This window comes from Acinetobacter sp. YH16052, from assembly GCF_013417155.1.
Lineage (GTDB): Bacteria > Pseudomonadota > Gammaproteobacteria > Pseudomonadales > Moraxellaceae > Acinetobacter.
Window position 1 is genome coordinate 58757 of the sequence record NZ_VPEO01000014.1, and the last position, 18538, is coordinate 77294.

General features: G+C 44.4%; 19 protein-coding genes. 7 read left to right on the forward strand and 12 right to left on the reverse strand.

Annotation, left to right across the window (positions count from 1 at the left end):
• Positions 1-102 precede the first annotated feature (102 nt).
• Positions 103-621: a DJ-1/PfpI family protein gene (locus tag FTV42_RS10845; protein WP_180038750.1), complete on the forward strand. Its 519-nt coding sequence runs from the start codon at positions 103-105 to the stop codon at positions 619-621.
• Between the two features lie 86 nt (positions 622-707).
• Here the strand turns inward: FTV42_RS10845 and FTV42_RS10850 are convergent, their stop codons facing one another.
• Positions 708-1850, reverse strand: a complete 1143-nt coding sequence (locus tag FTV42_RS10850; RefSeq protein ID WP_004278989.1) for an acyl-CoA dehydrogenase family protein — start codon at positions 1848-1850, stop codon at positions 708-710.
• A gap of 159 nt (positions 1851-2009) precedes the next feature.
• Positions 2010-3353, reverse strand: a complete 1344-nt coding sequence (locus tag FTV42_RS10855; RefSeq protein WP_071851695.1) for a dicarboxylate/amino acid:cation symporter — start codon at positions 3351-3353, stop codon at positions 2010-2012.
• 407 nt (positions 3354-3760) lie between these two features.
• Here FTV42_RS10855 and FTV42_RS10860 point away from each other — a divergent pair, with 407 nt between their 5' ends.
• On the forward strand, positions 3761-4762 hold the full coding sequence (locus tag FTV42_RS10860) for a glycosyl transferase family protein (protein WP_180038751.1): 1002 nt from the start codon (positions 3761-3763) through the stop codon (positions 4760-4762).
• Positions 4763-4844: 82 nt separating this feature from the next.
• Here FTV42_RS10860 and FTV42_RS10865 read toward each other — a convergent pair whose 3' ends face one another.
• Both FTV42_RS10865 and FTV42_RS10870 read right to left on the reverse strand, forming a co-directional pair.
• Entirely contained in the window at positions 4845-5117 is a 273-nt protein-coding gene (locus tag FTV42_RS10865) for a YeaC family protein (RefSeq protein WP_004278992.1), read from the reverse strand.
• 3 nt (positions 5118-5120) lie between these two features.
• The gene (locus FTV42_RS10870; RefSeq protein WP_180038752.1) at positions 5121-6059 is read right to left on the reverse strand and encodes an NAD(+) kinase; all 939 of its coding nucleotides are present in this window, start codon (positions 6057-6059) and stop codon (positions 5121-5123) included.
• A 191-nt stretch (positions 6060-6250) separates the two neighbouring features.
• On the opposite strand from FTV42_RS10870, the gene mrcB reads away from it, so the two are divergent.
• Positions 6251-8641 (forward strand): penicillin-binding protein 1B, encoded by a 2391-nt coding sequence (gene mrcB, locus FTV42_RS10875; protein WP_004731612.1) that lies wholly within the window; start codon positions 6251-6253, stop codon positions 8639-8641.
• 14 nt (positions 8642-8655) lie between these two features.
• Positions 8656-9201 carry a hypothetical protein gene (locus FTV42_RS10880; protein WP_005103606.1) on the forward strand — a complete coding sequence of 182 codons (546 nt, stop codon included), beginning with the start codon at positions 8656-8658 and terminating at the stop codon, positions 9199-9201.
• A gap of 58 nt (positions 9202-9259) precedes the next feature.
• On the opposite strand, the gene FTV42_RS10885 is transcribed toward FTV42_RS10880, so the two are convergent.
• Positions 9260-10159 carry an NUDIX domain-containing protein gene (locus tag FTV42_RS10885; RefSeq protein ID WP_180038753.1) on the reverse strand — a complete coding sequence of 300 codons (900 nt, stop codon included), beginning with the start codon at positions 10157-10159 and terminating at the stop codon, positions 9260-9262.
• A gap of 138 nt (positions 10160-10297) precedes the next feature.
• Between FTV42_RS10885 and hemP the strand changes: the two genes are divergently transcribed.
• Entirely contained in the window at positions 10298-10468 is a 171-nt protein-coding gene (hemP, locus tag FTV42_RS10890; protein WP_180038754.1) for a hemin uptake protein HemP, read from the forward strand.
• Positions 10469-10541: 73 nt separating this feature from the next.
• Here hemP and FTV42_RS10895 read toward each other — a convergent pair whose 3' ends face one another.
• From FTV42_RS10895 to FTV42_RS10910, 4 genes are all read right to left on the reverse strand, one after another.
• Positions 10542-11876 carry a HAMP domain-containing sensor histidine kinase gene (locus tag FTV42_RS10895; protein WP_180038755.1) on the reverse strand — a complete coding sequence of 445 codons (1335 nt, stop codon included), beginning with the start codon at positions 11874-11876 and terminating at the stop codon, positions 10542-10544.
• Between the two features lie 4 nt (positions 11877-11880).
• Positions 11881-12546: a response regulator transcription factor gene (locus tag FTV42_RS10900; protein ID WP_180038756.1), complete on the reverse strand. Its 666-nt coding sequence runs from the start codon at positions 12544-12546 to the stop codon at positions 11881-11883.
• A gap of 135 nt (positions 12547-12681) precedes the next feature.
• Positions 12682-13047 carry a NirD/YgiW/YdeI family stress tolerance protein gene (locus tag FTV42_RS10905; RefSeq protein WP_004645581.1) on the reverse strand — a complete coding sequence of 122 codons (366 nt, stop codon included), beginning with the start codon at positions 13045-13047 and terminating at the stop codon, positions 12682-12684.
• Positions 13048-13140: 93 nt separating this feature from the next.
• A complete protein-coding gene (locus FTV42_RS10910) occupies positions 13141-14898 on the reverse strand; it encodes a GspE/PulE family protein (protein WP_180038757.1) in 1758 nt (585 codons plus the stop codon).
• 209 nt (positions 14899-15107) lie between these two features.
• Between FTV42_RS10910 and FTV42_RS10915 the strand changes: the two genes are divergently transcribed.
• Complete coding sequence (locus FTV42_RS10915) at positions 15108-16358, forward strand: MgtC/SapB family protein (RefSeq protein WP_071851685.1); 1251 nt, start codon at positions 15108-15110, stop codon at positions 16356-16358.
• Between the two features lies 1 nt (position 16359).
• Here the strand turns inward: FTV42_RS10915 and tsaA are convergent, their stop codons facing one another.
• A complete protein-coding gene (gene tsaA / locus FTV42_RS10920; protein ID WP_071851802.1) occupies positions 16360-17079 on the reverse strand; it encodes a tRNA (N6-threonylcarbamoyladenosine(37)-N6)-methyltransferase TrmO in 720 nt (239 codons plus the stop codon).
• A gap of 105 nt (positions 17080-17184) precedes the next feature.
• Between tsaA and FTV42_RS10925 the strand changes: the two genes are divergently transcribed.
• Positions 17185-17964: a ferredoxin--NADP reductase gene (locus tag FTV42_RS10925; RefSeq protein WP_004279005.1), complete on the forward strand. Its 780-nt coding sequence runs from the start codon at positions 17185-17187 to the stop codon at positions 17962-17964.
• 64 nt (positions 17965-18028) lie between these two features.
• Here FTV42_RS10925 and FTV42_RS10930 read toward each other — a convergent pair whose 3' ends face one another.
• Together FTV42_RS10930 and FTV42_RS10935 are read right to left on the reverse strand one after the other, a co-directional pair.
• Positions 18029-18211 (reverse strand): hypothetical protein, encoded by a 183-nt coding sequence (locus tag FTV42_RS10930; protein WP_004279008.1) that lies wholly within the window; start codon positions 18209-18211, stop codon positions 18029-18031.
• Positions 18212-18229: 18 nt separating this feature from the next.
• Entirely contained in the window at positions 18230-18481 is a 252-nt protein-coding gene (locus FTV42_RS10935; RefSeq protein ID WP_071851683.1) for a hypothetical protein, read from the reverse strand.
• Positions 18482-18538 lie beyond the last annotated feature (57 nt).

Consider the following 18538-nt stretch of genomic DNA (forward strand, 5'->3'; position numbering starts at 1 on the left):
ACTTATTTTTTTACATTAAATCACTACTCAATTACAAAGCAGAGACGATTTTTTAACCAATCATAGATAGTCTAACTTAAAACAAGCGTTTGGGTGTCAGTCATGCCAAAAAGAATAGCTGTACTTTTGACGAATAATTTTGAAGATCAGGAATATCTTGAACCCGTTGCAGCCTTGCTGGAAGCAAAGCATAGCATCTGTAATATTGAGTTTAATGCAGGAAAAGTGGTCTATGGTCTGCATGGCTGTTCTGCAGTGACGATTGACCGGGACATCGAACAAATCAGTATTGATGATTTTGATGCCTTGCTGATTCCTGGCGGTGAATCTGCAGTTTCTTTATCTACCGATATGCGGGTGCTGCAATTTATCCAGGCTTTTAATCAAGCCAAGAAAACCATCTTTAGTTTATGTGATGTATCATTATTACTGTGTGAAGCAGATGTGCTGAAAAATCGAATTATTACCAGTATTCGCGCGCATGCCAGTCGCGTACAACGTGCCGGTGGAACGTATTATGATGCAGAACTGGTGAATGACAATAATCAGTTGATTTCATCGCGTCTACCCAATGATTTACCCATTTTTATTCATGAATGTTTGGATGTCTTAAAATCATAAAGTCTTAAAAAATATTTCCCATCTTGGCTATGTTCTCCCCCTATAAAAAAAGAGTCCTTCGGGACTCTTTTTTTATGAGTGAGCTATTAACGTCCTAACAGACCGCGGGCCACTATCTCTTTCATGATTTCATTAGTACCACCATAAATCCGCTGAATCCGCGCATCAACGAAGAAACGTGAAATTGGATATTCAGTCATATAGCCATAACCCCCAAATAATTGCAGGAGATTGTCCGCGATTTTCATCTGCATATCGGTAGAAAAACTTTTCAATGCCGCTGCAGTTTCTACATCCAGCTTCCCTTGCATATAAAGCTCAAGATTCTGGTTATAAAATGCTGCAGTTGCCAATTCATCAATTTTCGCTTGCGCCAACACAAAACGAGTATTCTGGAATTGACCGATCGCCTGACCAAAAGCCTGACGCTCTTTCACATATTGTGTGGTCACATCGATCGAGCCACGAATGGCGCCTAGAGCGGTGGCAGCAATGGCGGTACGCTCACGCGGCAATTCCTGCATCAGGTAAGCAAATCCCTGTCCCGGCTGACCCAGTAATTGCTCCTTTGGCACTTTGACATTGTCGAAGAACAGTTCAGACGTATCCTGAGCATGCAGACCAATCTTGTCCAAATTGGTGCCTTTTTTAAAGCCTTCCAGATGGGTATCGACCAGCAACAATGAAACGCCTTTGGCACGGGCTTGCGGATCGGTTTTGACGGCAAGCACCACTAAGTCAGCATGCTGACCATTGGAAATGAAGGTTTTTGAGCCATTTAACAGATAATATTCATCCTGCAAGATGGCACTAGTACGCATGGCTTGCAAATCTGAACCTGCACCTGGCTCGGTCATGCCAATCGCACCGACCACTTCACCGGTGACCATTTTTGGTAACCAGTATTTTTTCTGTTCTTCAGTACCAATATGCAGGATATACGGTGCTGCAATATCGGAATGACAAGACAGACCTGTGGCAATGGCACTGTATCCGGCACGTGCAGATTCTTCGATCAGCATCAAGGAATAATCGGTCGGCACCCCATAGCCACCATATTCTTCTGGAACATCGACACACAAGAAGCCATTTTCACCGAGTGCATTCCAGACTGAACGCGGCATCAGACCTTCACGTTCCCACTGGTCGTAGTACGGTGCGACATGTTCGTTCATAAAGCGTTTAAAATTATCGCGGAATAATTCTAGATCGGCATCGTAGGCAAGCATTCTATTGTCCTTGTTGTTTATCATTTTAGTTTCCTTTTCACAGACTATCGACTTTCCTGCTCCCTGTCATGTGCCGGCATTCATCTTTTTACTAACTTCATAGTCAATAAAAAAGGGAAGCCGAAGCTTCCCTTTTAGACATGAAAGACAGACTCAAAATTAGTGAGCGTTATTGCCTTCTTGTGCCATTTTTTCGTCAATTTCTGCAGGATTTGCTAAAGCATAGTTCAGCTTGTCCATATCTAACTGGCCCACCCATTTCGCAACCACTAAAGTCGCCAAAGAGTTACCGACCAGATTGGTCAAGGCACGAGCTTCAGACATGAAACGATCGATACCGAGAATCAATGCCAGACCTGCAACAGGAATATTCCCTACAGCAGCCAAAGTTGCCGCCATCACAATAAAGCCTGAACCAGTCACGCCTGCCGCACCCTTAGATGAGATCAGAAGTACCAGAAGCAGGGTAATTTGATGAGACAAGTCAAGTTGCGTATTGGTTGCTTGCGCAATAAAGATTGCAGCCATCGTCAAGTAAATCGACGTACCATCCAGGTTAAATGAATAACCAGTTGGAATCACCAGACCTACCACCGACTTCTCTGCACCGGCAAGTTCCAGTTTCTTCAACATACGTGGCAGTACTGATTCTGAAGATGACGTCCCCAGTACAATCAGAAGTTCTTCGCGAATCAGGCGGATCATCTTCATGATGCTGAACCCTGCGAAACGCGCAATTGAGCCTAATACGATGAAAATAAACAGTACGCAGGTAACATAGAAACAAATGATCAACTGTGCCAGCTGAGCAAGAGAACCAATACCATATTTACCAATTGTAAATGCCATCGCACCAAATGCACCAATTGGAGCAAGTTTCATGATCATATTCACGATATTGAAGAACACATGTGAAATCTGGTCGATGAGTTTCAGGACTGGCTTGCCTTGATCACCTAGCTTATGCAGTGCAAAACCAAAAATGATCGCGAACAATAGAACTTGCAGGATTTCGCCTTCTGCAAATGCGCCCACAACCGTATTTGGAATGATGTTCATCAGGAAGTCGATAGTCGATTGTGACTCACCTGAAGCGACATATTTACTAATGCCACTGGTATCCAGTGAAGCAGGATCAACGTTCATGCCCACACCAGGCTTCACAATGTTAATCACGACCAGACCGATGACCAAAGCAATCGTAGATACGATCTCGAAGTAAAGTAAAGCCACACCACCAGTCTTACCGACTGATTTCATGCTTTCCATACCCGCAATACCGCTCACCACGGTACAGAAAATCACAGGCGCGATGATCATTTTAATCAGACGGATAAATGCATCACCAAGCGGTTTGAGCTGTTCGCCCAAGCCAGGGACATGTTGTTCTACGCCATTGATAATTTGCGTACCACTAGGCGAAAAATGCCCGACCAGAATACCTGCAATAATGGCCACAATCACTTGAAAATACAGTGACTTATAGATTGGTTGTTTCGCCATAATAAATCTACTTGAACGATATCAAAAATAAGAAAGACCATTTTGAGGAATACACTGACCTATTCATCCCTTCTCGAATGAACTTGATCAAGTCTCAATAGGCTCAAGAGAATGTTCAAAATGATAATCAGCCATGCATTGAATCTGACACTCAAGTATCAGACCAAAGTATTAAATGGGAGAAAGAGATTAAGAAAAATTAAACAGACTCTAAAAATTGCCTAAATTTTACCGAATATTCAGACTAAATGCGCATAACTTATTAGGCAGTTGCTTATGTTTTAATCAGAATAGATTAGACATTAGTCGATAATCAGATTTAACTGATTGTTTTACGTATACTGAAAGGTTTATGGATTTCCATCATCTCCCTTGACATTAATATTTTCTGCAAGCTGTAAAAAGTTATGAATACCAAAAGAAATATTTATAAAGATTTCGAACATCCCTTTGCCCAATATGTACGCATTGTGGGTAAAGGGAAAAATGGCGCCCGCTCCCTCAGCTATGATGAAGCCTATCAAGCCTTCAGTATGATTTTGAAAAATGAAGTGCTGGATGTGCAGTTAGGTGCATTCTTGATGTTATTGCGGGTCAAGGAAGAATCTGTAGATGAGTTGGCGGGTTTTGTACAGGCGACACGTGACCAGCTGAGTTTCAAAAAACTGGATGTCGATCTGGACTGGTCTTCATATGCGGGCAAGCGCAAGCATTATCCATGGTTTATTCTGGCAGCCCTGACACTGGCCAAGCATGGTTATAATATTGTGATGCATGGTGCCTCGGGCCATACCATGAACCGCGTTTACACCGAAGAGGTGCTGACTTACTTAGGCTATCCAATCTGTCAAAATGATGCCGAGGTTGAACAGCAACTTCTACAACAGCATTTTGCTTACATACCGTTAGAAGTAATTTCTCCGATTCTTGCAGACTTGATTGCGCTGCGTAATGTCATGGGCTTACGCTCCCCAATTCATACCCTGGCGCGTCTGATCAATCCCTTTAATGCCAAAGCGACCCTGCAAGCCATTTTCCATCCAGCATATCGTGGTTCGCATCAGCAAGCAGCTTTCCGCTTGGGCTATAAAAATAGTGCCGTGATTAAAGGTGAAGGGGGCGAATTCGAGCGTAATCCGGATGCCAAAACGCTCATCTGTGGCATTAAAGATGGCCTGCTCTATGAGCATGAATTGCCAAAGCTCACTGACAACCGCAGTCCAATTGAAGAAGAACTGGATCTGGCGCTATTTAAGGCTGTCTGGGACGGTCAGCAAAGCCATGATTATGGCGAGATTGCAGTGATAGAAACTATGGGCATTGCGCTATATACCATGGGCGTGTGTGACAGCTTTGAAGCTGCGATGCAAAAAGCCAAAATCTTATGGGCGAATCGCCACACGGTTTAATCTTGTGCAAAAGAAAAAAGCATTGTTCAGTGAATGAACAATGCTTTTTTTAATTGTATTGCTATTGGCTGGGAATTAAGCCTTAAACAAAACGAATCGGCTTGAATTCAGGTTCATTCTTGTGATGATCATCATCACACTCTTCACCCTCTTCTTTAGTACCGCGATCGATATAACCGCTGCGCTCATTTTCAGGCAGGTTTTTCATTTCCCAGGCATACACTGCCTGCATACAGGTCTGACGTTGTTCTGGTGTCAAGGCTACACCGTTTGGCCACTTTCCAATTTCGACTGCTGTTCTTAGGCGTTCAACAATCTCAGGATTGAGTACGGCAAGCATTTGTTCAATATTCATGATTTAATCCTGCTTAAAATAATCAAAGTCCTGATTCCACCCCAGTTTGGTTCGACAGGCATTATAAAAGTCATAACCCGGTGGATGCAGAAGATTCAGTTTAAAGGGATGCTTGCGAATATGGAGGCTATCACCCACATTCAAAGACACACTGTGTTGTCCATCCGCACTAACCATCGGCAGTACGCGATTTTCACGAATCAGTAATTTAATTTCACTATGTCCACCGACCACAATCGGGCGTGAAGACAAGGTATGCGGATGCATCGGTACCAAGGCAATCGCATCCATACTTGGATGTACAATCGGGCCACCACCAGAAAGCGCATAAGCCGTAGAACCAGTCGGCGTAGAGACTATCAGGCCATCGCTGTGCTGACGATAGACATATTGTCCATCAATATTCAGTTCAAAATCGATCATATGTACCGATTTCCCTGAATGTAGCACCACATCATTTAGAGCAATGGCATCGTAAATCACTTCACCTTTGGAGCGAATTTCAACTTCGAGTAAAAAACGTCGCTCAGTCTGAAAGTCACCTTTTAATACCTGATCCAGCTTGAAGATCACTTCGGTCGGCTTGATATCCGTTAAAAACCCTAGACGACCACGGTTAACCCCGATCACCGGGGTATTGTACTTGACCAAGGCGCGTGCTGCATGTAATAGCGAGCCGTCACCGCCCACGACAATCACCAGATCCACCACCTCACCCAATAAGGCACGACTGACGGTTTGGGTATTTTGATAGGGAACAAGTTCAGCTGTCGCTGCATCAAAAACTGGGTGTAGGCCTAAATTGAGAAGATGATCGTGAATAAGGCATAAGGTTTCAACCACCGACGATTTATCAGGACGTCCTATTAACCCGATATTTCGAAAGGTCTTATGGGAAATTTGCACCAGTGTCGTCGCTCCGCTACGAATCCTGCTTATCATAACATTAAGCTATACCTGGATGACAATTTATAACAGTGCTTCATAGGTAGGAAATTATTTGAAATATATTCGAATTAAGGAGAAATTGTGGGGTTTCATTTTAATTTTAAGCGCATTTCTTGATTAAATATTGCAAAATAATGAAAAGCTTCGCATGATTAGCACAATTTCACAGGATCTTATAAGTATTTATGAAATCTGAACGTGGCATGGGGTTTCTTGCCTTAATTTTTTCTATTATTGTCATTTCTATCTTTGTAGCATTTAGTATCTATTTGATTAGATTAGACAATATTGTACGCGACAAGTTTGAAGGTCAGCGCTGGGATATTCCGGCCAAGGTCTTCGCACGTCCGATGGAAGTGTACGTGAATGCCCCAGTCAGCCTGCAGGATTTCCAACAAGAATTAAAATTACTCGGTTATAAAAATTCGGATAGTTATACTAAATCAGGCAACTTTGTCACCACGGGTAATACCCTGTATGTGCATACACGCGGCTTTGATTTTGGTGACCGGGTTGAACCGGAACAGATATTGAAAGTCAGTTTCAGCGGTGAACAGATTGCAGAAGTCAGCGCGACCAAACCGTCTTCAAGCGGGATTGCACGTTTAGAACCTTTATTAATAGGCGGGATTTATCCGCAGCATAATGAAGACCGTGTGCTGATCAAGCTAAATAAAGTGCCTAAGCCCTTGATCGAAGCGCTGATCGCGACCGAAGACCGTAAATTCTATGAACATCATGGGGTTTCACCGCGTGGTATTGCACGTGCCGTGGTCAGCAATATTACCGGTGGTAAACGTCAGGGTGGCTCAACCTTGACCCAGCAATTGGTTAAAAATTTCTATTTGACCCCGGAGCGCACCTTAAAACGTAAAGTAAATGAAGCCTTTATGGCGATGCTGATTGAATTGCATTATGACAAGAATGAAATTCTAGAAGCTTATCTGAATGAGGTGAATCTGGGCCAGAATGGTAACTACTCCATTAATGGTTATGGTCTGGCATCGCAGTTTTATTTTGGCCTGCCACTGCGTGAACTGAATATTTCCCAGCAAGCATTTTTGGTGGGTTTAGTCCAAGGCCCGAGTCTATACAATCCATGGCGCAATCCTGAAAGTGCGAAAAAACGCCGTGATATCGTCCTGAATAATATGCTGGTGATGGGCTATCTGACTCAGGAACAATATGAAAAAGAAACCGCACGTCCGTTAAATGTCATTTCAAAACCGACTTTAGGCCCTGCCCGCTTCCCGGATTTTCTGGATATCGTACGTCGTCAATTACGCACAGATTATCAGGAAACCGATCTGACCAATCAGGGTCTGCGAATTTTCACCACTTTAGATCCTTTAGCCCAAACCCGAATTCAGGACAGTTTTAAAGAAACGGTGGCGCGTTTAAGCAAATCCAATCCGGGTCGCCTGAAAGATTTACAGGGCGCAGTATTAGTATCGCATCCGGAAAATGGCGAACTGGTGGCCGCAGTGGGTTCTACTCAAGATTTTACCGGCTTTAACCGTGCAGTCGATGCCAAACGTCAAGTCGGATCCCTGTTAAAGCCTGTGATCTACCTGAGTGCACTGGAATCGAACCGTTATCATTGGGCGAGCCCCATTGAAGACAGTGAAATCAGCATTAAGAGTGACGGCAAAACCTGGACACCGAAAAACTATAGTGGTCGTGGACATGGGGTCATTCCAATGTCGCAGGCATTATCGCAATCTTATAACCTGTCCACTGTGCGTTTAGCACAAGAATTTGGCCTGTCTACCTTTATTAATCATCTGAAAAAATTTGGTGTAACTTCAGATATTCCATCTTATCCGTCGATTTACTTGGGTGCGGTAGATATGTCCCCGATGGAAGTGATGAATATTTACGGCAACTTTGCTACAGGCGGCTTTAAATACCCAACCAAAGCGATTCGCTCTGTGGTGGATGCCAACGGCCGCTCTCTGGATCGTTATAGCCTGAGTGTGCAACCGACCATTGATCCGGCTTCTGCTTATGCTCTAAATTATGGCTTACAACAGGTGATGTCGAATGGTACAGGTCGTGCAGCCTATAACAGCTTACCACGTAGTCTGAATCTTGCCGGCAAATCCGGTACCACGAATGACAGCCGTGACTCATGGTTTGCCGGATACTCAGGTAATTATATGACCGTGGTTTGGCTCGGTCTGGATGACAACAAAGTCACTGGCTTGACCGGTTCTTCAGGTGCCCTGCCCGTGTGGACCAATGTCATGAAACAACTACGCCAAAAACCGGTGAATTTGCCACAGCCGAATGAAATCGAATGGCATTGGCTGGATCGTTATACCGGTCATTTATCGGCACAAGGCTGTGAAGGCGCCATGTATATCCCGATTTCGCGTCATGCCCTGCCAAATCAGGCAACTGCCTGCGGCATCTCGCATTATGCGACGGAACCTTATGATATTGATTCAGAACCTGAGCCATCTGATGCTGAACAGGATGATATGAGTCGCTATATACAAGAAAGTGAAACAGAAATAGAACGCGATCTTGAGAGCGAAACCCGTATTATCGCCAGTGGAAGTTATAGCCATTAATTGAGTCTATGTTTATGTTAAGAAAAATCCTCCCTGGTTTGCTCATCCTCAGTCTGGTGGGCTGCCAAAGTATCTCTGAGCCAGAAAAGCCAGTTACCCCAGTCAAGCCTGCGACGGAAAAACCTAAGGCAAAAACGCCAGACAGCGTAGTGATTACGCCTTATGACCGTCCTGACATCAAACGTCAGAAAATTGTCATTCCTGAACAGAAGCCGAAAAGCCAAAAGTTTGATGATGGCCGTAATCTGCCGGCTTTCAAGAGTCTGATGCAGCAAACCCAGCAGGCCTATACCAAGCAGCAGTTCGCTCAAGCTGAAGCGTCTGCAACTCAGGCACAGCGACTGGCCCCTCAGGCACCGGAAACCTATTTATACTTGGGTATGATTGCTAACCGTAAAAATCAGCCAGCAAGCGCCGATGCTTTTGCCTTACGTGGCCTGAGTTATGCACAATCTAGTGCCATGAAAAAGCAGCTTTGGCAAGTGCGCCTTAAATCTGCTCAGTTGCGGAAAAATGCCAAAGCGATTCAGCAAGCCCAACAGGCACTGAAAAAGCTTTAAGATAATTTTCCATAGAAACTGACTTACTAATAGAAAGTTTATTTTATAAATAAAGTGTTTAAATATAGCGAATGCCGGCAATGCCATAAGCGTGCTGGCTTTTTGCATACTCAAGCTCATCAGCCTTCATTCCACCCAAAGCAAAAACCGGAATCTGTACCTGCTCTGCCATTTGCTTGAATTGCTCCCAGCCTAGCGCAGGCGTGTCCGGATGCGTTGCGGTCGCCAGTACCGGACTCAGCAAGGCTGCTTCACAACCGATCTGTTCTGCATGCATTAAAGCACTCAGGTCATGACAGGCTGCCAGATAACGATAACCAGATTTCAATTCACCTTGTTTCAAGTCCATCAATTGAATCTGTTTTAGATGAATCGTACGAATCGTCTGCTGCTGCAATTCATTCAGTTGTGACCAAAGCTGCTGATTAATGATTAACTTGGAGAGTTGATCTACCGGATATTGCTGTAATTGCATGATCCGTTCAGGCGTTGCTTCCACGCGCCAATACAACATTTGATCTGTATCTAGACTTGATAAGATATCCAGATCTTCAGCAATCTTGATGCGCTGCGGCCATTGCAGCTTTTGAATTATGGACTGATTGGCTTTCGGAAAATTCAGCTGTCCAAGTTCTTCCCGGCTGTACCAGCGCCAAGGCTGTTTGATTTCAGCCAGTTGCGCAGGCTGTACTGAAGCATGGAAAATATGCAAATTGACGATGAGATCTTCATATTCATGGGAAATAAAATCAGAAGCATGCCAGCGTTCGATATCAACGCCCACCTCTTCAATCACTTCGCGGCGACATGCCTCGACTGGTAATTCGCCCTGTTCAACTTTTCCGCCTGGAAATTCATATTTATTGCCCTGATGCTGCTTGGCCTCACGCCAGCCGACTAGAACCTGATTTTGATAAAATAAAAGCGCAATTGCGACATGAATTGTAGCTTTAGTCATGATGTACAGAACCGGTAAAGTTTTACAGATTGTAAGCAAATTAGAGTTTTTTATAAATTGCTCAATATTTCGTTGACAGATCTATTCGATAATGATTATCATTTAAATCAATCCAAAACACACCACGGAGTCGACGGAATGAACGCCCCATTTAGCCTATTCACCCGTAACAATGATACTCACCATGCCTTGCCAATGCTGCACTCCAACAATCTGTTTGCACTGGGTCGTGAAATCCGGCTCATGCATGCCGGCGAAGAATACCGCTTGCGCCTGACCCGCAACAACCGTCTTATTCTGACCAAATAATTAAAACAATCTAAAATAACAAACGTGGGAAGCAGCAGTATGAATCAGCGCATACTGCTTTTTAATCTTCTAATCATGAGATTTTGCCATCAGGCTCAAAACTCAATGATACTTTAAGCCCCCCCAAATCTGACGGCGCATAATCAATTTTAGCTGCATGCAGTGCCATAATTTTCTGGCAAATGGACAAGCCTAAACCTGAACCCTGAGTTCGCGTACCCAAAGCCCGATAAAAACGTTCACCTAAACGTTCCAGTACATCATTAGCAATCCCCTCTCCTGAGTTTTCAATCAGTAACTGTATCTGATGCTGCTCAACAACCGTTCGGATCTCGACCTGTCCCTGCGGCGGCGTATAACGAATAGCATTGTCGACCAGATTGCGAATACAACTAAAAATCAGTTCTGGATTCGCTTCGATCACAGCATCCTCAAGTTTTAGATTCCAATGAATGTCTTTTTCTTCTGCAAAAGGCTGCAAGGCCTGCAAAGCCTCCTGAACCAGATTCTTAAGATTAATCGTTTGCGTTGCTAATTGCCCTGTTCGCTCCGGATCGAGTCGTGCCAGTAAAAGTAAATTTTCCAGTACCTGCGTACCGCGGTTGACATCATTCTGGATCAACTGTAATGCCTGAGGGAGCTGTGCATCATCTTGATATTTGCGTTTTAAAACCTGTAGCCGCATTTGAATCGCAGACAGTGGCGAACGCAGCTCATGCGAAGCATCTGCAGTAAAACGCTGTTCGGCAGCCAGTGACTTTTCTAGCCGGCCGAGCATGGCATTCAGCTGGCGAATAATCGGTTGCAGTTCAGTGATTTCAGGATCAGGCGTTTTGATAGGACTCAGATCCTGAGCAGTCTTGGAACCGATTGCGCGGGAAATCTTGTTTAATGGCCGTAACTGGCGTCTGATCGCAACACGCAAAATCAGCCATTGCACTAGCCATAAAATGAATAAGATCCCGGCAAAGCCCAATGTGGTTTGCCAGAGCTCATCGAAACGTACTGAAAGCGGTTGTATGATTTTGACCTGAAGGTCGTCATCTTCCGCAGTCAGGATGCGGATAAAACGACCATTCTCATAAGCAAACTGGAAGCCGTTGTTCCGTGCTTTTGGAATGGTATTAATTAATTCATCATCAATCGAAGTAGTCAGTATCTGCTGATCTAGCAACAAGGCATACTGGATATCAAACTGTTCACTGAGTTCATCGACCTGAGCGTCTTTGGTCTGGGTGACATCGCCAAGCAGCAACTCAGAAATCTGCTCCATTAATTCATCATGCAGCTGACTGGCCTGATAACTGGAAATTCCCAATAACAGCAGCCAGGCCAATATTCCAGCCAATATCGAACTGAACAGCGCATGTTTGATCAGTTTGGTTTGCAAGGAAATAGCAGCTGACATAGGTTTATGCCTCAGCCTTATGCATGCGATAGCCCAAGCCACGAATGGTCTTAATCATCTGGCTGCCAATTTTTTTACGCAGCTGATAGATAAATACTTCAATGGCATTACTTTCAATTTCATCACCCCAAGCGTACAGCGATTCTTCCAGTTGTTCACGGGTGACAATATGTTCAGGCTGCTGCATCAGCTTGTATAGAATTTGAAATTCCTTCGCAGTCAGATTCACAGCTTGACCTTCTTTAGTTAGGGTCTTGGCTTGAGTGTCCAGACTGAGATCCTGCCATTGCAGGATATGATTCGGTGTTTGCTGTTTCTGTCTGAGTTGGGCACGAACTCGGGCCGAAAGTTCTTCCAGACTAAAAGGTTTGACCAGATAATCATTCGCGCCTAAATCCAGACCTTCAACCCGGTCATCAATACTGTCTTTGGCCGTAATAAAAATCACCGGCGTATCTTGCTGTTGGCTGCGCAAACTTTTCAAAATCTCGTCTCCAGTGGCATTCGGCAGGCCGCGGTCCAGCAGAATACAGTCATATTGATGTTGCTCAATCGCCAGGATCGCATGATCACCGCGCTCTACCCGATCAATCACATAACCATCCATTTCCAGCCAGGTCTGGATACTGTCTGCCTGAGACTGATCATCTTCTGCCAAAAGAATACGCATACTCTGCTCCGTTTGCTTCCTTGTTCTATCTTGCCCTGAAAAAGTTCCAGACTCAAAAAAACCACATGCTTTTTGGTAACTTGCATGTGGTTTTTTGTTGCCGTGTTCAGATTAAATTCAGCAAATCACGCGATATTAGAAGCGAACCTGATCAACCTCAATTTCAACACGTTTTGCCGGTTTATAATCAATGTCGATTTCACCTGTGATGATTACCGGTGTTTTGGCTGAAATCGGTTTGCCTTGCCAAAGTTCGTCATCAATCTCAACCGTAATGGTGCCTGTACTGTCGCGGAACTGGTATTTTTCATCACCGACTGCTTTCACGACATAACCTTTGAGCTGAACTTTGCTGTCATCTTTCATGGCCAGTGCCTGTTTGACTGTAGTCGATTTAGCAAAAGCGGCCTGATTCACAGCCGTGTCACTACTTGCTATCGTAGCTGTCGCGATAGAACCCATCAATGCAGCTGCCAAAACCGTATTTATCATCATTTTCATCGCAGTTACCTCTTTAAAGTCTTGCCTTGTTTCGATGATGCTATTAAAACAGCCAAAGATGAATTGAATCTTAAGATTGCTTCATTTTCAAAATTAATTTAAGGGCACCACTCTCAGGACTTCTTCAAGCGTGGTCACACCTTCCAGAATCTTGCGCGCCCCGGCAATTCTGAGCGGCTCTACGCCTTCTTTTTTCGCCTGCTGACGCAGCTGGTTCAGGTTAGCATCCGCACCAATCAACTGTTTGGTGGTCAGACTCAGTGGCATAAACTCATAAATCCCGATACGGCCTTTATAGCCGGTATGCCGGCATTCTTCACAGCCTACCGCCTTAAAGACAAATTCCGGTCGCGGCAAAGGATAATCGGCTGCCAGATGCTGCCACTCCTGCTCGTTCAGGAAACTTTCCTGTTTGCAGTGCGGACACAGCTTACGAACCAGACGTTGAGCCAGAACACCCAAGATGGTTGCTGCTGTCAAAAATGGCTGTACGCCCAGATCATGCAGACGGGTCAGACTCGACGGCGCATCATTGGTATGTAAAGTCGATAGAACCAGGTGACCGGTCAATGCTGCCTGAATCGCCATATTGGCAGTGTCCTGATCACGAATTTCTCCAACCATGATAATGTCCGGGTCCTGACGCATTAGTGCTCGCACGCCGTCAGCAAAACCGAGATCAATACCATTATTGACCTGCATCTGGTTAAAGCTAGGTTCCAGCATCTCGATCGGATCTTCAATCGTGCAGACGTTGACCTGTTCAGTCGCCAGCTGCTTCAGAGTTGAATAAAGCGTAGTAGTTTTACCGGAACCGGTCGGACCGGTCACCAGAATAATGCCATGACTATGACTGGTCAGATTGTTCCAGTCATTCAGCAGATGACCTTCAAAACCGAGTTGCTGAAAACTTCTCACCAGCACTTCCGGATCGAAAATACGCATTACCAGTTTTTCACCAAAAGCTGTCGGTAAGGTCGACAGGCGCAGTTCAGTTTCCTGTCCTTTGGGCGTGCGGGTTTTCAGTCGGCCATCCTGTGGCTTACGTTTTTCCGCCACGTTCATTCGGCCCAGAATCTTGATTCGGGAAATGACGGCGGTCAATGTATTGGCCGGCATATTGTAAATCGTATGCAGCACCCCATCAATCCGGAAACGGATCTTGCCGGTGTCTTTACGTGGTTCCATGTGAATATCACTGGCACCTTGTTCAAAGGCAAATTGCAGCACCCAGTCCACCAGTTTGACAATATGCTGGTCATTGGCATCCGGATTCTGGGAATCGCCCAGTTGCAGCAAGGCTTCGACGCCCTTATTTTCCCGGTCATAGGCAGACGATTTTTGTGAACCACTAACTGCACGACTGACTTGATAGTATTCAGTAATATAACGTTGTAATTGTTCTGGATTCAGTAATACCCGTTGTATTTTTTTTGGTACAATATTCTGCTCGAGATTCGACATCCATTCAGTTTTATAAGGCTGATCTGTAGCAATCAGAACTTTGTCTGCCTGAATTTCTACCGCCAGAATACGGTTGCGTAATGCATATTCTTGCGACATGACATGGGTCAATGCCTGTACATCAGCTTTAAGCGGATCAATGATATAGAACATCAATCCGGTTTTTTCTGCCAGCCACTGACATAAACGGTTCAGAGTCAGTGTTGTTTGAGGATGGGACTGATCGACCAGATTAAAATTAGCAATCCACTGTAAAGGGTGCCATTTTAGGTGTTCACGTTGCCGATGAGTGGTTTGTACCAGCATCCGGTCGCGTTCACTGATTTTACCGTCTTTAAAGAGTTGGTCTAGACACCATGCCGTATCAATTTCAAAGTCAAATTTCATTATTATCAGTCCCCAAACTTGCCTCCACTATAACAAGTTTTTGCAGTTTTTCGCATGCTCCCCACCTGTTGAATGTACGTTTCTATTTCAATCTCAAAAAGAAAGTAAATAATGGATTTGATTACTACCGCAACATTTTTGATCTATGCAAACTCTATCTCGTCGCATATATTTTTAAATAATCAACTCTTAGCTTGCTGAGGTCACAGATGGATTTGACTGCGGTTCCCCTGCATGCGCATTCTTTTCATGAACTGCTCACGATACTCACCTCGGCATTAGGCTGCGGCCTATTGATTGGTCTGGAGCGGGAACGGCATAAGCAACGCGAACAGCAACCGAGTTTTGCCGGCTTACGTTCCTTTGCAATCTGTGCTTTATTGGGTGCACTGTGTTTCCTGTTTGGAATCGTGATTGCTGTAATAGGTGCTTTGATCGTGGGTGGCATGGTCATTTTATCTATCAAAAATCAACCAGATGATCCGGGCATTACCACAGAGCTTGCATTTGTGATGACCTATTTTATTGGCGCCATGTGTTTATGGAATATTCCTCTGGCAGCCGGTCTTTCTGTGCTCTTAACCGGTATTTTGATGGCCAAACATACCATGCACAATATTGCCGGAAAATGGATTAAAGAAGCCGAATTCAGGGATGGACTATTATTACTGGCCTTGATTTTGATTGGCTTGCCGCTGACCCCTGATCGCCCTTTTTGGGGAGAAGTGCTTAACCCTTATATTATCTTAAAATTACTGACCTTAATTTTAGTGGTACAAGCTCTGGCGCATATTGCGAAACGCTTTTTTTCGACTAAAAATGCCCTGATGCTGTCCTCCATTGCTTCCGGTTTTGTTTCCAGTACGGCGACCATCGCTCAGTTAGGTTTACAGGTCCGTAAAGGTGAAATGGATGCACGATCGAATGCCGGTGCCGCGCTGATGTCCTGTATCTCGACCATTGTACTGCTATTGATTGTGGTTGGAGGGGTATCATGGAACTGGCTGAAAATCCTGCTTTTGCCCTCTTTAGTTGCCGTAATCCTTCTGGCAGCCTGTGCATTTTTATTATTGCGCAAGGCAAAACCTGCGCCGAGCATGGAATCATCAGACAGCCAGATGTTTAGCTTAAAAGAAGCTGTGATTATTGCAGTCACATTAACATTGATTCAGGCTGGAGTTTACGGACTGGAGGTCTGGCTCGGGGATGCCGGCTTACTGGCCGGGACCTTACTCGCCTCTCTGTTCGAGATTCATGCCGCGATGGCGAGTGTCGTCGTTCAAGGTGATCCCTCCAATATGCGTCTGATTTATGCCCTGCTTTTAGGTCTGGGTGCTCATGCCCTGGCCAAATCAGCCAATGCCGCTTTGACCGGTGGCTGGAAGTTTGTACTTTATTTTGCACCGGTGCAGATTTTACATATGGCGGTGTTGATTGGGGTTTTGTGGTGGAACCTATAATCTAGGAAGGAATATGCTGGATAGCAACAGTTAGCACTTGCTGAGCATGAATTTTGAAATGGATATCAACATTTGCAAACTTCATCCCATATACCCGTTCTTCATCTTCCTGATATGCAGGTCTTGGATCTAAAGATAAGACAGCTTCCAGTTCCTGAATCGTCTGCACAGAAATTTTTCCATTTCCTAGTAATTGTTGCTTTTGCTGCTCCGCTTCATCGCTCCAAATGACGGTTTTACGTGGTGGTTCATCCTGTGCATAACCGCTTTGTGCTTCAATGATGGCATCCGAATATTGAATATAAGGTTTGATATCCATAATTGGCGTGCCATCGAGCAAGTCACTCCCTGTCACATACACTCGAACATGTTTGCCCACTTTTCTCACTTCTTTGAGTTTGACCACAGATAAACCAATCGGTGATGGACGATACATGCTGCGCGTAGCAAACACGCCTATTTTCTTGTTACCACCCAAACGCGGCGGACGCACTTGTGGACGAAACTGGCTGTTGTGCTGGTTTTTATTGTCATGAAATTGCCAGACCAGCCACAAATGACTGAATTCTTCAATTCCCTCAAAGGCGAGCAGGTCATTATAGGGCCCGACCATTTCAATATAGCTTTCGACCTGAACCAGATTCGGCTGACGAGGAATACCAAATTTTTCTTTATAGGGAGAACGCATATAACCAATAATCGGCAGCGTCAGTTCAGTCATCATCACTTTTTTTGATAAGCTCAATTAAATATATTCAGTTTATCGAGAATGAATTTAGATTAGAATAGCAAGCTGTTCTAATTTGATAATTTATTGAGACCTTTAATGGCTGCTTTTAACGTCGAAAAGATTACTCACGTCCACCACTGGAATGATACTTTATTCTCTTTTAAAACGACTCGTGACACTGCTTTGCGTTTTAAAAACGGTCAGTTTGTAATGATCGGCCTTGAAGTCAATGGCAAGCCGTTAATGCGCGCATATTCAATTGCAAGCGCCAACTACGAAGAAGAGTTAGAATTTTTCTCAATTAAAGTGCCTGATGGTCCACTGACTTCGATTTTACAGAAAGTCAAAGTCGGCGATGACATTTTGGTTTCTAAAAAGCCAACAGGTACACTGGTACTGGATGACTTGAACCCAGGTAAAAATCTTTATCTTCTTTCTTCTGGTACTGGTCTTGCACCCTTCCTGTCGACTATTCGCGATCCTGAAACTTATGAGCGTTTTGAAAAGATTATCGTGGTTCACGGTACCCGTTTCATTTCAGAACTGGCTTATCAAGATTTGATTCTGAATGAAGTGCCAAATCATGAATTCTTCTCTGAACTCGGCGCGAAAGAAAAATTGGTATATTATCCAACCGTCACCCGTGAAGAATATCCAAACCAAGGTCGTGTAACCACCGCGATTGAAACCGGCGAACTGTTTGAAAAAATCGGTCTGCCACGTTTCAACCCGGAAACTGACCGTGCCATGTTATGTGGTAGCCCGGCATTCCTAGATGACGTTGCTGCGCTTCTTGATCAACACGGTCTGAAAGAATCTCCAAAAATGGGCGTTCTAGGTGACTACGTGATTGAACGTGCATTCGTAGAAAAATAAGATTTGCTAAACTAAAAAACCGGACTTTTAAGTCCGGTTTTTTATTGGAATCATCACTAAATAATTAACGATCGCGACCTTCCTGGTTTGCAGAACCTGAACAGCCTGCGCCACCTGCAATGATGAAACCCGTTTGCGCTTTACATGAACCAATCATACGGCCATGAGAGTCAAATGTAGTTACTGACGATGCACAGCCCGTCAATACAACAGTCGCTACAAGTGCAATAAGTGCTGATAATTTCATGATATTCCCCTTTATTATTTACGGTTTTAAATTAATCTGATTTTGGCTTGGTGGCGTTGGTAACAGGCCCGTAGCAGCATTTGGCGTATTATAATTCACACCCAAGGCATCGCCTGAACCACTACAATGTGCACTTGCGGTCGAAAGTAGGCCACGCGTCGCCATACATGAACCGATGATTTTTCCTGTTGCATCATAAGTCACGACTTTGGAACTACAAGCGGCTAGCCCCGATATTGCCAATATTGAAAAAATTTTAATTAAATTCACATTAACCCTCGCACGATGCAAAAAACTAAATTATTAAAATTTATTTATATTTTCTGA